Source organism: Cytobacillus oceanisediminis (genome assembly GCF_004366035.1).
Taxonomy (GTDB): Bacteria; Bacillota; Bacilli; order Bacillales; family Cytobacillaceae; genus Cytobacillus; species Cytobacillus oceanisediminis_C.
This window is the reverse complement of sequence record NZ_SOEE01000006.1, coordinates 274,176-289,987: the sequence shown is the minus strand read 5'-3', so window position 1 is coordinate 289,987 and position 15,812 is coordinate 274,176. Positions and strand designations below refer to the sequence as shown.

The following is a 15,812-nucleotide window of genomic DNA, read 5'->3' as shown; positions in this document are numbered from 1 at the left end:
TGCCGCCATCTTTTTTCGTGTGTTTTGTCATATCGATGCCCTCCTGAAAATTCATTTTCCCCCATTACTATTGTGCTACGGAGAGAATGTTTTTAAGAAGGTAACTTTTTCATCAGCAATCCTCTTTATTGATCCTGGAATTGATGGCATTGATTTCCCCGCCAATAATGATGATAATGCCGGATATGTAAAACCAGATCATAAGTACAATAATAGCCCCAATGCTTCCATATGTAGCGGAAAAGTTGCCGAAGCTGCTGACATAATATGAAAAGGAAAGTGATGACAGCACCCAGCCGACTGTTGCAAAAATGGCTCCTGGCACAACACTAATACACTTTAATTTTTTATTGGGGGCAATCCAATATAACCCTGTAAACACCACAAATAGGATGAATGGACTCACTAACCAGCGGATCATATTCCATATCGCCAGAAATTGGCCTGATAAACCAAATTCCGAAGATAAAAACAAACCAATCTGTCTTCCGAAAACAGGAAGGAGCAACGCCAGCACAAACACAAAAATCATCGCAAACGTCAGTAATATCGCCATCCCGCGTGCAATAATAAAATGACGGGTTTCCTTTACGTCATACGCCTTATTAAAAGCCTTCACCACGGCATTGATTCCATTTGAAGCTGACCAGAGCGTAGCGATGATCCCAAAGGAAAGCAGCTTTCCATTTCTTTGCGTAATTTCATAGATATTGGTTTCGATGAGCTTCATGGTCTCTCCTGGTGCAAAGTCGCGAACAACATTTAAGATATCCTGCTGTGTGATCGGCAAATAAGGAACGAGTGTGACCAGGAAAATTAACAGTGGAAAAAGAGAGAGAAGAAAGAAATACGCCAATTGGGCAGCAAGTCCAAACACGTCATCTTCTTCTGATCTCCTCCATAAGTTTGGAATCAGAGCCGAAAAAGTTCGTCCCATTCCAACACCTCACTTGTTTTTAATGCGGAATCTGAACTGAATCGTCAGCAGATTTTTCCGGCAGTTCGCTTGATCCCTTCAGCTTAATATCTGAAAAGGCCTGTTTTGTATTCTGGACAATCTGTGTTACTTCCGGTGCCATTTCTTTTATTTCTTCTACTGTCCCAGTAATAAAAGCGACGTCTTCACTAACCTGGTCAATAGCTGTTTTGACTTTGTTGGAAACATCCTTTACCTGATTCACTGCTTCACTTGGGTGTTTTAAGTAATAGCCGACATTGGTGGACGTATTCCGGCAATTATTCAGAACGGTTTCCCTTGTGGATTTGTCAAGAAGGCTTAGCGCACCGCCTGCAAGTGCTCCAAATAGTACACCTTTCCAAAACAATGATTTCCCCATATTTTATTCTCCTTTAGCAAAATTATTATATGAAAATTTGATTCAATTTTTCCCTATTTTCCGGCTGACGAAACCTGACTCGTCCTTTTCTTGTATTATCTTATGTGATTTGTACAAACTTCTCCTTTATTTTCTACTAATTTCCATGGTACATGCAAGCCTAATTTATATTGACAATTTGTTGATATCGTGGAAAGATGATAAGAAAAGTGTGTGCGTCCAAATACATAGCTAAGAGAGGGTGTCCGAAATGAATAATTTGTCGGAAAAATCGGTTGAGAATGTGGAGTTTATGATTGAGGCTATTAAGGAAAAGCTGAAGGTTTTAAACTTAGGTGCTATAAAGCCTTCCCACTTTGATGAGGAAATGTATGAGGAATTGAAGGATATTTATGATCTTGTTATGAAGAAGAATTCGTTTAGTCCGAATGAAATGCAGGCGCTGGTTGAAGAGCTGGGGAATTTGAGGAAGAATAAGTAATTATGAAGCAGCCTTTTTGAGGGCTGTTTTTTTGATGGTTTTACTATGCCTATGACATAATTTACAGCTGGTGACCTAGGGTGCTGATTTCCGCTGCAGGGACTCGTTTTCCGCTGCTCCCGCAGGACATTGAATAAGCTTCCCTGAATGAACACCGCACGAAGAAAATGCGTCAGCATTTTCGAGGATCGAGTCCCTTCTGCTCCAATCAGCACGGTATTTATAAGAATTTTAGGAAATCAAAACGCGAATGGATAATCCCCTTAAAAAATCCATTAATCAAATATTAAAAACCCCCTGCCAATCAGGCAGAGGGCTGTCAATTTTATTAACCTAACAACTTAAGCGATTCACGTGTAAATGCCGGAATATCATCTGGCTGGCGGCTTGTTACTAACTGGTTTTGGCAGACGACGACTTCTGAGTCCTGGAATTTGGCACCTGCGTATTCCATGTCGACTTGGATGGATTTGTAGCCGGTTGCGTCGCGGCCTTCCAGTGTTTTAGCTGTCAGCAATAGCTGCGGTCCGTGGCAGATGGCGAATACTGGTTTCTTTTCGTCCATGAAGGATTTTGTAAATTGAACAAAACGGTCATCGGCACGAAGCTGATCCGGTGAAAATCCGCCTGGCAGGAACAGGGCATCAAAGTCCTTCGGATTTACGTTATCAATGCTTTGATCTATTTGAACAGTGGCTTCACCCTGTTTTCCTTTAACGGATTTGCCTTGTTCCTTTTCAATTGTCACGACTTCATGGCCGGCTTCTTTAAATGCTTGGGCAGGTTCCGTGTATTCACTATCTTCGAACATCTCTGTAATTAAGCATGCGATTTTTTTACTCATTTATAACATCTCCTTTGAAAAAATCTTCACATAAGGAGATTTCCCTGAATGGACAATCTTAAACGTAAAAATACATGTTCACCTTTAAAACACCCCGCTGTCCATTCTTCTTGCAAAGTCAACAAACCTGAATTTGTCCGGTCTGTGTCTGGACTCTGTGTATTGGAAAAGGGTAGCATCGTCGAAGTAGATATAATTTTTCACCACAACAATAGCATGGAATCCTTCCATATCAAGGAGCCTGCGATCTTCGGCAGTTGGTTCTTCCACTGTAAATTCCTTTTTGGCAAAGCTGATTTTTTTTCCGAGTTCGCCCTCAATATAGGCAAAAATAGAGCTCTGGCAGATTTCTTTGGTCAAGCCAGGGACATATTTCTCAACTAAAAAGTCTTTGTCCAAAATAATCCGCTCATCTTCAATTTTCCGGACACGAAAGACTTTCCATACCTTTTCACTTTTATCAATATGGAGGTGTTTTATCTTTTCTGCGTCAGGCTGGATGAGTGAAAATTCGTCCACAACCGTTTCGGCACGCTGACCCATCTTCCCGGCCAGCTCTTTAAAGCTGACCAGACCCGATATGGGGAACTGAAGCTTTTTCAAATCAAGGACCATCGAGCCTTTCCCGCGGATTTTCTGGATAAAGCCGTTTTGTGCAAGCAAATTCAAAGCTTTGCGGATGGTTTCCCTTGAAGTGGAATACATCTCCGTCAATTCATGTTCAGATGGCAGAATGGATCTGGCGGGATACTTGCCTTCCTGAATTTTTTGGGCAAGCTCCTCATAAATCACTAAGTATTTATTATTTCTCATTTCAATCACCATTTCAGTCATGTTTTACACCATTCTACCATTTATTGTGACTGCTTTCATTTACCTGTTGGACAGCTGGATAAAATACCATCCTCCTTCGGTTATGACCGGCTTGAAGGTTTTTACTTTTAGCTTCAGCTCTTTAGCGATCTGATGTATATCCTCCTCGGTCGGGGTAGGATAGAGGTTTTCAAATGCAGAGAAGAAGCTGTTAAAAACACTTGAAAACTCTTCCCCTTTCTTCGAATGAAGAATGGGCGTGATAATAGTTATGGATCCTTTCCGGCTAAGCCATCTTTTCAAGCGGGATAGCAACTGCTTGCGATCCTCCGGCTGGATATAGTGCAGTAAATTATTGACCATAATTAAATCAGCCTGCTGATCAGGTGAGTATTCATGAACATCCGCTGTGACAATTTTAATGTTCGGAATATCTTTGCAATTGGTTCTGGCGGAATCTGCCACCTCTTCATTAATTTCAATGCCTGCCAGTTTTGCTTGGGGGAATTTTTGGCTGATTCTGCTTAAATAGCCGCCTTCCCCGCAGCCAATGTCGATGATCCTTTCCATTTTGTTTTTTTTTATGGTTTTCATCAGACGCGGCAGTGCAAGCTGTTCAAGCAGTGACGACGTTCTCGCTACGGTAGGTCCATGCTCTTCATGATCAAAAGTGTTTTTCTTATTGGAACGGAGCAGTTCTGGATAAGAGAGTAGAGTCGGGATATGCAATTCCATCATTTCCTTCAGGATGATTCCTGTAGATCGGGGGTTTTTCGGCGTGGACGGAAGGCTGAATTTAGATGCTGTCTTAATTTTATCCTTTCCTTTCTTTTTCAAATGGCGGATCGAAAGCCCCACCTCCACCCACCTTAAAAGCAGCTCCTCCTGAAGATTTCTGCTTGATGCCACCTCTTTTACCGTTTTCCAGCTGCGGAACTGGGAAAAAAGGTCAAGCTCGAAGCCTACATACGCATGCCAGCTGTACAAAAACGGCTGGTTCTTTTTCATCCAATTTCGTGCTTTTAGTAATCTCACATATTCATTTATCATACTGTTCAACCTTCTTCCAGGGATAGTCATCTTTTTCTGTATAAAAATAATGGCTTTTATCCGCCGCTGATAATTCTGGTCTTCTTGCCGGCAGCATACCTGCCTGAATCAATCGATCCCACAGGCTCTCTGGCCAATATCCGAGGCCTGAAACATTCAGCATTTGCTTATATTGCAGGGTTTTATCTCTTTCAATCTGCTTCAGGCCTTTACGGCGTATTCCAGTAATAACCCGGTTAGAATAGGAATACGCTATGGCGGATAAATGGCTGAGACTGATCATATTTTCAGCCCGGGGCTTCCGGACTTTTTCATACCACTTAAGCTTGTCCGGCGAAATTCTTCCGCTCGTATACATCTCAGCAAGCAATTCACCAAGTATATCCGCATCCTGAATCGCCATATTCATTCCTTCACCTGCCATCGGGTGGACCGTATGGGCCGCATCCCCCAAAATGGCGAGTCTTCCATCCACATATTTATCTGCATAAAAGGCTGTCGGAATCATCAGCTGAATATCCTTCCAGTTTTTCAGTCTGGTCACATACCCCTCCAATTCCGGCAAAAGCTCTAAATAGTTTTTATGGAAATGGTGAATTCCTTTCTGGAGATGTTTCTTATAAGTGCCCTCAGGAATTAAATAGACTGACCGTACTTTCGCATCCGGCAGTGGAAATAAGCCAAGGAACCGTTCATCCTTAGAAATGATCTTCCCTTCCTCCAGTGATTGAGGCCGGGGGAACGTGACAGTTAAAAATTGATGATTATACTCAATCTTTTTAATCTTACTGTTCATTACTTTTCTTGTTATGGAATTCCTTCCCTCAGCACCTATAAAAAAGTCAGCCTTCACTGTCAGCTGCTCCTTTACATCCTTCCGCTTAACTATTAATTCTCCATTGTCATATTCTTTTGCCAGGGTCCCTGACAAATAATGAAAGCTTGGATATCGAAGCGCTCTTTTGAGAAGGATTCCTTTCAGCTTTTCATGCTCGATCATGAGGGAGTAATCATACTCCCCCGGCAGAATGCTATAATCCATGGCAAACTCTTTTTCCCCTTCCTCAAACGCAATTCGGGAAAATGAAAACCCATTCTCGCGGATTACATCCAAAGCATCTAGCCGCTTAAAAATTTTCAGGCTCTTCGGCTGCAGGAGTTCTCCCTTATAAACGGAAGATGGGGCATCCAGCTTTTCCAGAACGAGGACTTCAATATTGGCTCGAGCCAGCTTCAATCCAAGCGTCAAACCGCCAATCCCTCCGCCCACAATTGCAATCTCTGTATTCATGGACATGGTTCCACCACCTTTGCCTTTTATTTAACCTCCTTTTTAAAAAGCAAAACCAATGGATATGCTGATATTACAATGTCTGGAAAAAATTATTAGAACAAACTTTTGAAAATAGGAGTATGATTGTGGGAGACACCTATATTTTTCAAAATCCTGTATAATAGAGAGAGTTAAATCAATTAACGTTCCTTTTAGGGCGATATATAGCAATATTTTTTGGAGGCATTAAAATGAGAGAAATAGCAGTAGAACAATATATCCAAATGGACAACGCAATTCCGGTCGATGTCAGGTCTCCAATTGAATTTGAGGAGTGCAGCATTCCCGGTGCTGTCAATGTGCCGCTTTTCACTAATGAAGAACGTGTGGAAATCGGAACACTATATAAAAAAGAAGGATCTGATGCGGCTAAGTGGAGAGCGATGGAAATCGTTTCACCTAAAATTCCGTCCATGATGCAGAAAATCAGAGACCTGAAAGATGATGGCTTCCAGCCTGTCATATACTGCTGGCGCGGCGGCATGCGCAGTAAAGCGGTCACTACTTTTATCACATATGCCGGTATTTCAATCCCTCGTTTAACTGGGGGCTATAGAGCGTACCGTCAATATATACTTGAAAACACAGCAGACTTGATTCCTGAAAAAGCAGTTGTTCTGCACGGTATGACCGGCGTCGGGAAAACGGATGTGCTGAAGGTGTTAAGCGAAAAAGGATATCCTGCTATTGATCTTGAAGAAATGGCAGGACATCGTGGTTCAATCTTCGGATCCTTTGGCATGGGAGACGGCAGTACCCAGAAAACATTTGATGCACTATTGTATCAAGCCCTTTCTGAGGTTAAAGGTTCCCCTTATATTATTATGGAAGCTGAAAGCAAGCGAATAGGAAAGGCTGTTCAGCCGGACGAGCTTCTTGATACCAAAAAAACTGGTATTCATATTGATATGTTTGCAAGCATGGAGTCCCGTGTGCAACGTATCCTCCGTGACTATGTGGAACCTTATCAAAGAGAAGAATGGTTCAAGCCGAAAGTGGATGAAAGCCTCGTGTTTATTAAAAAACGTCTGAAAGATACTGAAATCCGCGAGCAACTGGATGAATCAGCTGAAGCAGAAAACTACGAACTGTTTATCAAGCTTTTATTAGAACACTATTACGATCCGCGCTATGCCTTTAAACAGCATGACTATGAAGGCCAATTCCACCACGTAAATGCGGATGATGTGGAAGCAGCTGCACAACAAATTATTCATATTATTGAAAACCAAAATGCTCCCGTCCTCTGACGCGGAGCATTACTTTTTGCGAGCGACAAAAGATATATTTTTATAAAACATAGATAACTAACTATTTAATTCGGTTAACACTGTGGTATGATGATAATAATATTGAACAAATCGTTCTTAATATGGAACTAGATATATGATATAATCCTATTACATACAAAATAAGGTGTGTGGTATACGATGATCGGTGATCGTGTAAAAAAACTTCGCCAGGAAAAGAGAATGTCCTTATCCGAGCTTGCGGACCAGGCCGGTGTGGCAAAATCATATTTAAGTTCGCTTGAGCGCAATCTGCAAACCAACCCATCGATTCAATTTCTTGAAAAAATCGCGGGTGTTCTAAATGTTCCCGTGGACCATCTGATACATGAGCAGATCAACAAGGAAGATCTTGATTCTGAATGGATGAAAATTGTGAAGGAAGCGATGGAGTCTGGTGTTTCAAAGGAGCAATTTCGGGAGTTTCTGGATTTTAATAAGTGGAGAAGCGGACAAAAATCATAGATGCAATGAGCCTGAATGTACAGGCTTATTTTTTTTGGAAAAATAAAAAGCATTTCCATAAAGAGGTGCCCCTAACAGAAATACTTTACCCTTTACCATATGGATATTAAGTTTCGATCAGAACCTCATTGGCTCTGTTATTATGTAAAAACTCTCTAATTTCTTCCCTTTGCAGGCCTAAGTTCTTTGCTTCCATAATTAACTGCAGCCACTCCAAATCAATTCCTTCGACCTTTACATTTTGCTCTGTCAAAATTCTCCCCCCCAGGATACGTATCGTATTCCAGGCAACCCGGCCATCGTAGTATTATTTAATACCTTAGACCCGTGACTTTGCGTCCTCATCTTTCAATGAGTTTGCCTTTTTCTGTGCCTATCGTCTCAAAGAAATATTTTCCATAGATGTATTCTACTATGACCGTATTGCTAACGTTGTCATTTTTTGTAATTACAGTTAATTATTTTAATATTAAATTAATTTGTTTTTCGACAATATTCTTTTAAAACGGCCTCAGATTTAATACTTAATCAATTGTCCTTTTATTCGAGTAGTAAGAAAGGCCGATTCTTTTTCTATAATTCTTATATACTTGCTGAAGGGAATATGAGTGTGGAATCTTCTTTTTCTTGCAAATAATATGGACTGGTTCTCGTGTCATAGCATTAAGAAAAATTTCGCTCGTCAATTCATTTCCACAAACTGGGCACAGCCATTCTCCGGTTTCACTGCTACTGAAAGATGAGCTATTGCATTTTTTGCATTTTTTTTGATACATAGGAGTCCTCCAGCTAAGAATTGTATTAATACAGTATCCTAAATAGTTTCACTAATTGTAACGAATAATGAAGCAACCCAAGAAACTGAAGCAAGAATGCAAATGTGTACAAAATCGCAGCTCCAGCTGCCAGAAGGAAATCTTAGAAATCGAAGTAATAAATAAAGAAAATATGATTAGAAGCCTCGAAAGAATGATTCTGAGCAAAAGAAATAGTAAGAGATTATGGTCATAAAGATTGCGCATTAGTGGGTTGCATTCTTCTATTTCATTAAAGTCGTAGCCGATTGCAGTAAGGAATGTATCTAGTAACTTAATAAAAGCAAGATACTAAATCAGTGTTTCATAAAAACATCAAATTTTGTCTAATATATCTATTTACTAATTTTCGATCTAGACTCGCTTTTTTTGCGCTCACTATTCAATTCTAAAACATTTCCTAAACCTTTATATCCTACTATATGTAACAGGTTAATATTCATACTTTATAAAAAACTTTATTAATATAAATATAGGTCATCTGGATTATTATTTAAAATTGTAAATTCAGCCGTTTTTTCGTTTTAAAGAACACTTTTCGTTCTTTTTCTAAGAATATCTCGAGAATTCTCATTATTTTGTATTTTTTATTGAACAATTTGTTCTTTATAATGAAAATATCTTATATTTTATGATAAGGGAGTATTATGCCTATGATAGGTGGCCGGATTAAAACCTTAAGAATTAAGAAGGGATACTCAATTAATGAGCTTTCTGACAAAGCGGAGGTATCCAAATCGTATTTGAGCTACATTGAGAGAGGCATACAGGAGAATCCTTCATTGCAGGTTTTATCGCGAATCGCCAGGACACTGGATGCTAATCTTGAGGATCTGCTGGAAGAGAACAAAGATGAAATTACCGACTTGTCTAAGCTGGATGAGGAATGGGTTTCCCTTGTCAAAGAAGCTATTAGACAGGGAATCACGAAAGAGGACTTTGCCTATTATCTGGAGTTCATTAAATTTAAGAAGATGAAGGGAGGTAAAGCATAATTGAAGGTCAGAGGCCGTTTGCTGATTATTGCTGCCTCCTTCCTTATCCTAATCGGAGGCGAATTGGTCCTTTTCTCGCTGCAGGAACTGTATGCTCAGGAGAAAAAAAACAATGATTCCTTAGCCCAGGCACAAGAAAGAATTCAAAGAGAAATGAACAAAGAAAGCAAAAGCGTTCTCCAAACAGAACACCCAATTGATGTTTCCTTCGAGCAGGGTGAAGCCATTGGCATTTTTAAGATCCCCCGCTTGAAAGCTGAACTCCCGATTATAGAAGGAACAGATGAGGATGAGCTGGATAAAGGGGTCGGTCATTACTCCACAACTGTATTTCCAGGGCAGCATGATCAAATTTTATTATCAGGGCACCGAGATACGGTATTTCGCAGCCTCAGCGAACTGGAAATCGGGGATATTTTTCAAGTCAGCATGCCATATGGTGAGTTTACTTACGTAATTACAGATTCAAAGATTGTAGATCCGGATGATACCACCGTGATCCGTTCTACCGCTCCCGAAGAAATCCTTACCGTTTCCACCTGCTATCCATTCTCTTATGTGGGCAATGCCCCCTCCCGGTACATCCTGAATGCAAAGAACTCAAAATTAAGAGGCACTTCCAAAGGAAAGTGCCCTTTTTACTGCATATAGACAAACACCCTTCCCCCATATAAAAAACTGTACATATCCTTTACTATATGGGTTTCCAGAAGGGACAGATCCTAATAATCAATTTCTTAAGATTACTATTATATTTAGCCATTATCATCACAGCTATCATTCTATCAGTATAAAAAGCCAGACTCTTTGAGTCTGGCTTTCTCTTTACTTGTTCAAGCTAACAGCAATCTTAGAACCCACTTCGGCATTATGCTTCACTAATGCAATGTTCGCTGTCAAACTTCTTCCTTCTGTTAGTTCTTTTACCTTTCCTAGAAGGAATGGGGTTACCTTTTTGCCGGCGATATTGTTTTCTTTTGCTTCCTTTAGGGCAGATTCTATCACGTTTGTGATAAACGCTTCTTCCAGCGCATCTGTTTCAGGAATTGGGTTGGCAATGACAACGCCGCCTTTTAGGCCCAGTTCCCATTTAGTGCGGATCATTTCGGCCGCTTCTTCTGCATGGTCCACCCGGTAGTTCACGCTGAACGGACTTGTGCGTGTGTAAAAGGCAGGCAATACATCTGTTTCAAAGCCAACGACCGGAACCCCGTGCGTTTCTAAATATTCAAGCGTCAAACCGATATCCAGAATGGATTTCGCACCTGCGCAGATAACGGCAACATTGGTCATCGCAAGCTCTTGAAGGTCAGCCGAGATATCCATTGTAGTTTCAGCTTCACGGTGCACTCCGCCAATTCCGCCTGTGACAAAGACTTCAATGCCGGCAAGCTCTGCACAGATCATGGTCGCAGCAACGGTAGTCGCACCATTTTTCTTTTTCGCTACTAAATATGGAAGGTCACGGCGGCTTGCTTTTTCAACGTCCTTGCTTTGGGCCAGGAACTCCAGCTCCTCATCTGACAGGCCGATTTTAATTTTTCCGTTTATAATGGCAATCGTTGCAGGAACAGCACCGTTTTTGCGGATGATTTCCTCTACCTCTTTTGCTGTCTGAACATTTTGCGGGTATGGCATTCCATGTGAAATGATTGTGGATTCAAGGGCTACAACCGGTTTATTTGCTTTCTTTGCTTCTAATACTTCTTCTGAATACTCAAGCCATTTTTCTAACATGATGTCACTTCTCCTTAGTCGAAATATTGTTTGAATGTTTCCTGCAAGCGTGTGTTGTTTAGATTCGGGTTAACGGTTTCAAGGGACTGCAGAGCCAGCATGGAGCAGGACATGCCGATTTTACAGGCATCCTCTGTGCTCAGGCCCTTTAAATGGGCAAAAATAATTCCTGATACAAGCGAATCGCCCGCACCTGTCACATCAGCAATTTTCACCTTCGGAGGAAGCTGTACACCTGCTTCACCTGTGTTTGTAAAGTAAATCAGCCCTTTATCTCCCCGGCTGATGACGACTTTTTCAACACCTTTTTTCATAATTTTCTGTGCCGCTTTAAAGAAGTCTCCTTCATTGCTGATCTCTATCCCCGTTAGTGCTTCTGCCTCATTTTTGTTGGCAATCAGCCACGTAACACCCTTCATATCTTCCGGCAGATTTTTTATTTTTGGTGCTGAAACAGGCGTAATGCAAAGCGGAATGTTCTCTTCATAACACCTTGTAATAATCTGTTCTAAAACCTTTGGCGGGAAGTTTGTATCCAAGATCACCATTTCAGAAGATGCCAGGTAACCCCACTTTTTCTCGACAAATTCTCTGTTAACGCTTTCATAAATGGACATATCAGCGAGTGCTACAGCCATTTCTCCTTCAAGGTCAAGCACTGCTGTATAGGTACCGGTGGTGGACCCTGCCAGCGACTGTGAAGGAGTGACATCAGCAAAAGCTTTCGTATATTCAAGAAGCCATTCTCCTTCCGGATCATCACCCACTACTGTCATCAAACCTACATCACAGCCCAGCCTGCCAAGATTTTCAGCAATGTTGCGGGCCACTCCGCCGCAGGATTGGGAGCTTTCTGCAGGGTTCGATGTTCCGTATTGGAGCTGCCCTGTTGTCTGGATTTTTCTGTCCACATTGGCCCCTCCAACACAAAGCACTTCTTTCTTTTGCGGCAGGACATAAGCTCTGCCAAGAATTTTCCCCTGCTTGGTCAGTGAAGAGATATAGCCGGCTACAGCGGACCTGGAAAGTCCCGTTTTTTCAGCCAGCTCGTTTTGGGCAATAAAAGGATCCTCTTTAATCAGCTGCAAAATCAATATTTCTTTATCATTCATCATTGATCAGCCCTGTCTTTTTAAACTTTTGTCTATATTATAGACACTTGTTCAATTGTGTTGCAAGTATTATTTTTCTAAAAATTAACCTAATTTAGAAATCAATAAAAAAAGCCTCCCGCCATTAGCGGAAGACCAAACTTTACGCAGCATTATCATCTTTTTTAATATCCTTTAAATAATACTTTTCCGAAGTGAAAAACTCATTTTTCAGCTGTTTAACCTCTTTGCTTAGAAGGAGAACAGCCACGATGTTCGGTATCAAAATCATGGCAAGAGCCAGATCAAGGAACTGCCAGATTGTTTTTGCTGCTCCCACTGACCCAAGAACAATGGCAGCAATGTAAACGACTTTGATGGCTTTTCCGGCAAAAGAACCAAATAGGAACTCTGCCATTTTGGATCCATAAAAGACTACGACAATAATGGTTGAAATGACAAAGAATACCAGTGATACAGCAACAAGAATACCGCCGAATGATCCAAAATATTCCGTAAATGCCGCTGCTGTCAGGGCTGATGGATCTTCCATAGCTCCTTCCCTTGTCCACACTCCGGAGGATAGGACGACAAATGCTGTTGCAGTACAAACAATCAGCGTATCAACAACGATTCCAACAATTGCCCAAAATCCCTGGCGTACAGGGTGATCGGTTGTGGCTGCAGCATGGGCAATCGGAGCAGTTCCAAGTCCTGCCTCATTGGAATATAATCCTCGTGCAAATCCCCAGCGAATGATTTCGCCAATGGCCGCTCCGGCAAATCCGCCCATTGCAGACATTGGCTGAAACGCATAAGTGAAGATTAATTCCAACACTTCAGGAAGTTTGCCCAGATTCATCAATAAGACTACTAATGCCGCACCTACATAGATGAGAGCCATAAAAGGAACAAAGATTTCAGTGACCTTGCCGATTCTCTGAATCCCGCCAAACACAACTAAAGAAACAAGTACCGCTACAGCAATTCCGGTATACAATCCATCAATCTTAAATGTCTCTCCAACCGCAGCTGCTACTGCATTTCCCTGTACCATGATGCTTGGAATCAGTTCAATCATCAGCGCGAACGCAAAGATCACACCAAGCCACTTCATGTTAAGCCCTTTCGTCATGTAATACATAGGGCCGCCCACATATTCCCCATCTTCATTTTTTTCTCTGTACTTAATGGCTAATACACTTTCCGAGAACTTGATGGCCATTCCAATGAGCGCAATAACCCACATCCAGAATACGGCACCCGGACCGCCAAACATGATGGCTGCCGGTACACCTACAATATTTGCGGCACCAATGGTGGAAGCCAGCGCTGATGTGAGTGCCTGCAGCGGTGTAACGGTTCCTTTTCCCTTCGGCTTTTTAAAAACACTTCCAAATGTTTGCTTAAAAATATAAACCGGATAACGGAACTGGAAGAAACCAAGCAAAAAGGTTAAATACAGCCCGGTTCCGGCTAATAATAGGATGATGGGATATCCCCACAGCCATCCTGAAATATCTCCTACGACTTCTAATAACTTATCCAAAAAAATTTCCCCCTTATTGTTATGCACAGTTGCCCTTGTTACTCCATTCCCTTTCATTTGCCAGTTAAACACTTAGTTAGCAAAAGAATATGTAGGTAGACATATTCTTATTTTTCATGTATAGTTAGCTAGGTAATTAATTTAAGCAGGTGAATACAATGCACCCTAATCAAAGTGAATTTTTTCATTCCATTAACCAATTTACACGCCATTTTTCCAAAGTACTTAATGAAAGTTTAGTGCCGCTTGGTTTATATGCTGCTCAATGGACGATTATTTACCGTCTGAAAATTGGAGGCCCGAGCACTCAAAAAGAGATTTCTTCTTATCTGGGAGTTGAGGCTCCGACCATGACCAGGACATTAGCCCGTCTTGAGAAATCGGGCTGGATCACCAGAACAGCAGGAAAAGACAAACGTGAAAAATTGATTTCACTGACTGATGCAGCCATCCGGGAATACGACAATTGGCTTGCCTCCGTGCGATTAAGTGAAAGCAATGTCCTGCAGAATATTACGGAAGAAGAAATCAGCACGATGATCAGACTTATGGCAAAAATGAGAGAAAATATGGTACCAGGCACCTAGACCAGTTCACCAAATTGGTCTGAGTACCTGGTACTTCATTGTTAGGAGGACAACATGAAGAAACAGCCATTATGGACGAAGGATTTTTTGAGTATTTCTATTACGAGTTTTTTCTTATTTATGGGGTTTTATGTTTTGCTGACTACGCTACCTCTTTATATTTTGGATGATTTAAAAGGGGACGAAACACAGGTAGGCCTGATTATTTCGGTCTTTCTGATTGCTGCAGTAATCAGCCGGCCATTTACAGGGAAATGGATTGACGAGGTTGGACGCCGAAAGATCCTGCTGGCTTCCCTGATTGTGTTTGCCGTATCTTCCCTGCTTTATTTCTGGGCTGACTCTACACCTGCTCTTTTAGCACTGCGATTCCTGCACGGAGTTGGATTTGGCATGGCCACCACAGCTACTGGGGCTATCGTTGCTGATATTGTTCCGAATGAACGCAGAGGCGAAGGACTGGGCTATTATGCGATGTTCATGAATCTGGCCATGGTCATTGGCCCGTTTGCCGGTTTGACAATTGTTCAATATGCAAGCTTCACATGGATTTTTGCTTTATGTACCGTTTTATCTTTTATTGCTATAGTGCTGGGTGCTTTTGTTAAGATACCGCAAAAAGCAGAGAGTTCTGCGAAGCATCCAAAATTTACACTTTCAAGCTTATTTGAAAAAAATGCGGTTCCTGTGGCGATTTCGGCAGGCATCCTCGCTTTCGCTTACTCTGGAATTCTTTCCTTTATATCTGTTTATGCGAAAGAGCTTGATTTGCTTGAAGCTGCCAGCTTCTTTTTTGTGGTATATGCGGCATTCATTATTATGTCCCGCCCATTTACAGGCCGCTGGTTTGATGCGTACGGAGAAAATAAAGTGATCTATCCGGCCATTATTCTTTTTGCCGCAGGGTTATTTTTGCTCAGCCAGGCAAACAGCACCTTTGTGTTTCTGCTGTCAGGTGCGATAATCGGGTTGGGATATGGCACCATTGTTCCGAGTCTTCAAACGGTTGCAATCAAGCAGGCGGATCCCGCTAAACGCGGGCTTGCTACCTCGACCTTTTTCACACTCTTTGATACCGGAATTGGACTAGGATCCTATGTTCTTGGAATACTTGCTGTAGAAACAGGCTTCGCTTCACTTTATTTTATGCTTGCGGGCGTAGCACTGTTTGGATTGCTTGTTTACTACCTGCTTCATGGAAAAAAGACAGAGCCAAAAACCATTCATTCAGAAGCAAATCTTCCCTTTTAAGAGCCCATGTGCGGCTCTTTTCTTTTGGCAGTCTGAAATTATGTATATTTTCTGAATTTTTTTCGTCTTTTTTGTGAACCTTGGCATATAATGTAATTAATACCTTTTGGGAGGTTCGCTGATGACCATTGTTCATGTATTGAATTTTTCTATTCCAATTGCCTGTGTATTTCTA

The 15,812-nt window shown here is 41.5% G+C and carries 18 protein-coding genes and 1 riboswitch; of the genes, 7 read left to right on the top strand and 11 right to left on the bottom strand.

The genetic code is table 11. The features are described 5' to 3' along the window. Positions 1–112: 112 nt before the first annotated feature. Both DFO72_RS16940 and DFO72_RS16935 read right to left on the bottom strand, forming a co-directional pair. Positions 113–937 carry a YihY/virulence factor BrkB family protein gene (locus DFO72_RS16940; protein ID WP_113883128.1) on the bottom strand — a complete coding sequence of 275 codons (825 nt, stop codon included), beginning with the start codon at positions 935–937 and terminating at the stop codon, positions 113–115. A gap of 19 nt (positions 938–956) precedes the next feature. Continuing rightward, positions 957–1,337, bottom strand: coding sequence for a YtxH domain-containing protein (locus DFO72_RS16935; protein WP_113883127.1), 381 nt, complete (start codon positions 1,335–1,337; stop codon positions 957–959). Positions 1,338–1,587: 250 nt separating this feature from the next. On the opposite strand from DFO72_RS16935, the gene DFO72_RS16930 reads away from it, so the two are divergent. Next, the gene (locus DFO72_RS16930; protein WP_113883126.1) at positions 1,588–1,818 is read left to right on the top strand and encodes a DUF1128 domain-containing protein; all 231 of its coding nucleotides are present in this window, start codon (positions 1,588–1,590) and stop codon (positions 1,816–1,818) included. A 328-nt stretch (positions 1,819–2,146) separates the two neighbouring features. Here DFO72_RS16930 and DFO72_RS16920 read toward each other — a convergent pair whose 3' ends face one another. From DFO72_RS16920 to DFO72_RS16905, 4 genes are all read right to left on the bottom strand, one after another. Beyond that, positions 2,147–2,662, bottom strand: coding sequence for a type 1 glutamine amidotransferase domain-containing protein (locus tag DFO72_RS16920; protein WP_113883124.1), 516 nt, complete (start codon positions 2,660–2,662; stop codon positions 2,147–2,149). A gap of 84 nt (positions 2,663–2,746) precedes the next feature. Next, a complete protein-coding gene (gene treR / locus DFO72_RS16915; protein WP_113883123.1) occupies positions 2,747–3,496 on the bottom strand; it encodes a trehalose operon repressor in 750 nt (249 codons plus the stop codon). Positions 3,497–3,535: 39 nt separating this feature from the next. Beyond that, positions 3,536–4,525, bottom strand: coding sequence for a class I SAM-dependent methyltransferase (locus DFO72_RS16910; protein ID WP_113883122.1), 990 nt, complete (start codon positions 4,523–4,525; stop codon positions 3,536–3,538). Further along, positions 4,515–5,822, bottom strand: coding sequence for an FAD-dependent oxidoreductase (locus DFO72_RS16905; protein ID WP_113883121.1), 1,308 nt, complete (start codon positions 5,820–5,822; stop codon positions 4,515–4,517). The genes DFO72_RS16910 and DFO72_RS16905 overlap by 11 nt, the downstream gene beginning before the upstream one ends. A 227-nt stretch (positions 5,823–6,049) precedes the next feature. Between DFO72_RS16905 and mnmH the strand changes: the two genes are divergently transcribed. Together mnmH and DFO72_RS16895 are read left to right on the top strand one after the other, a co-directional pair. Then, on the top strand, positions 6,050–7,108 hold the full coding sequence (mnmH, locus tag DFO72_RS16900) for a tRNA 2-selenouridine(34) synthase MnmH (RefSeq protein ID WP_113883120.1): 1,059 nt from the start codon (positions 6,050–6,052) through the stop codon (positions 7,106–7,108). A gap of 180 nt (positions 7,109–7,288) precedes the next feature. Next, on the top strand, positions 7,289–7,612 hold the full coding sequence (locus DFO72_RS16895) for a helix-turn-helix domain-containing protein (protein ID WP_113883119.1): 324 nt from the start codon (positions 7,289–7,291) through the stop codon (positions 7,610–7,612). A 106-nt stretch (positions 7,613–7,718) separates the two neighbouring features. Here the strand turns inward: DFO72_RS16895 and DFO72_RS16890 are convergent, their stop codons facing one another. Together DFO72_RS16890 and DFO72_RS30730 are read right to left on the bottom strand one after the other, a co-directional pair. After that, on the bottom strand, positions 7,719–7,865 hold the full coding sequence (locus DFO72_RS16890; protein ID WP_113883118.1) for an anti-repressor SinI family protein: 147 nt from the start codon (positions 7,863–7,865) through the stop codon (positions 7,719–7,721). 30 nt (positions 7,866–7,895) lie between these two features. Further along, a riboswitch (cyclic di-GMP riboswitch) is annotated at positions 7,896–7,984 on the bottom strand. 455 nt (positions 7,985–8,439) lie between these two features. Further along, positions 8,440–8,706: a DUF5658 family protein gene (locus DFO72_RS30730; protein ID WP_220182006.1), complete on the bottom strand. Its 267-nt coding sequence runs from the start codon at positions 8,704–8,706 to the stop codon at positions 8,440–8,442. Positions 8,707–9,080: 374 nt separating this feature from the next. Here DFO72_RS30730 and DFO72_RS16885 point away from each other — a divergent pair, with 374 nt between their 5' ends. Both DFO72_RS16885 and DFO72_RS16880 read left to right on the top strand, forming a co-directional pair. Then, positions 9,081–9,422, top strand: a complete 342-nt coding sequence (locus DFO72_RS16885; protein WP_113883116.1) for a helix-turn-helix domain-containing protein — start codon at positions 9,081–9,083, stop codon at positions 9,420–9,422. Then, positions 9,423–10,073, top strand: a complete 651-nt coding sequence (locus tag DFO72_RS16880; protein ID WP_113883115.1) for a class D sortase — start codon at positions 9,423–9,425, stop codon at positions 10,071–10,073. It abuts the gene before it with no gap. Positions 10,074–10,247: 174 nt separating this feature from the next. Here the strand turns inward: DFO72_RS16880 and DFO72_RS16875 are convergent, their stop codons facing one another. From DFO72_RS16875 to DFO72_RS16865, 3 genes are all read right to left on the bottom strand, one after another. After that, positions 10,248–11,159, bottom strand: a complete 912-nt coding sequence (locus tag DFO72_RS16875) for a pseudouridine-5'-phosphate glycosidase (protein ID WP_113883114.1) — start codon at positions 11,157–11,159, stop codon at positions 10,248–10,250. A 14-nt stretch (positions 11,160–11,173) separates the two neighbouring features. Next, a complete protein-coding gene (locus DFO72_RS16870; RefSeq protein WP_395858185.1) occupies positions 11,174–12,274 on the bottom strand; it encodes a carbohydrate kinase in 1,101 nt (366 codons plus the stop codon). A gap of 139 nt (positions 12,275–12,413) precedes the next feature. After that, on the bottom strand, positions 12,414–13,799 hold the full coding sequence (locus DFO72_RS16865; protein ID WP_113883113.1) for an alanine/glycine:cation symporter family protein: 1,386 nt from the start codon (positions 13,797–13,799) through the stop codon (positions 12,414–12,416). 158 nt (positions 13,800–13,957) lie between these two features. Here DFO72_RS16865 and DFO72_RS16860 point away from each other — a divergent pair, with 158 nt between their 5' ends. Together DFO72_RS16860 and DFO72_RS16855 are read left to right on the top strand one after the other, a co-directional pair. Further along, the gene (locus DFO72_RS16860) at positions 13,958–14,386 is read left to right on the top strand and encodes a MarR family winged helix-turn-helix transcriptional regulator (protein ID WP_113883112.1); all 429 of its coding nucleotides are present in this window, start codon (positions 13,958–13,960) and stop codon (positions 14,384–14,386) included. Between the two features lie 54 nt (positions 14,387–14,440). Further along, positions 14,441–15,637, top strand: a complete 1,197-nt coding sequence (locus DFO72_RS16855; protein ID WP_113883111.1) for an MFS transporter — start codon at positions 14,441–14,443, stop codon at positions 15,635–15,637. The last annotated feature ends 175 nt before the right edge of the window (positions 15,638–15,812 follow it).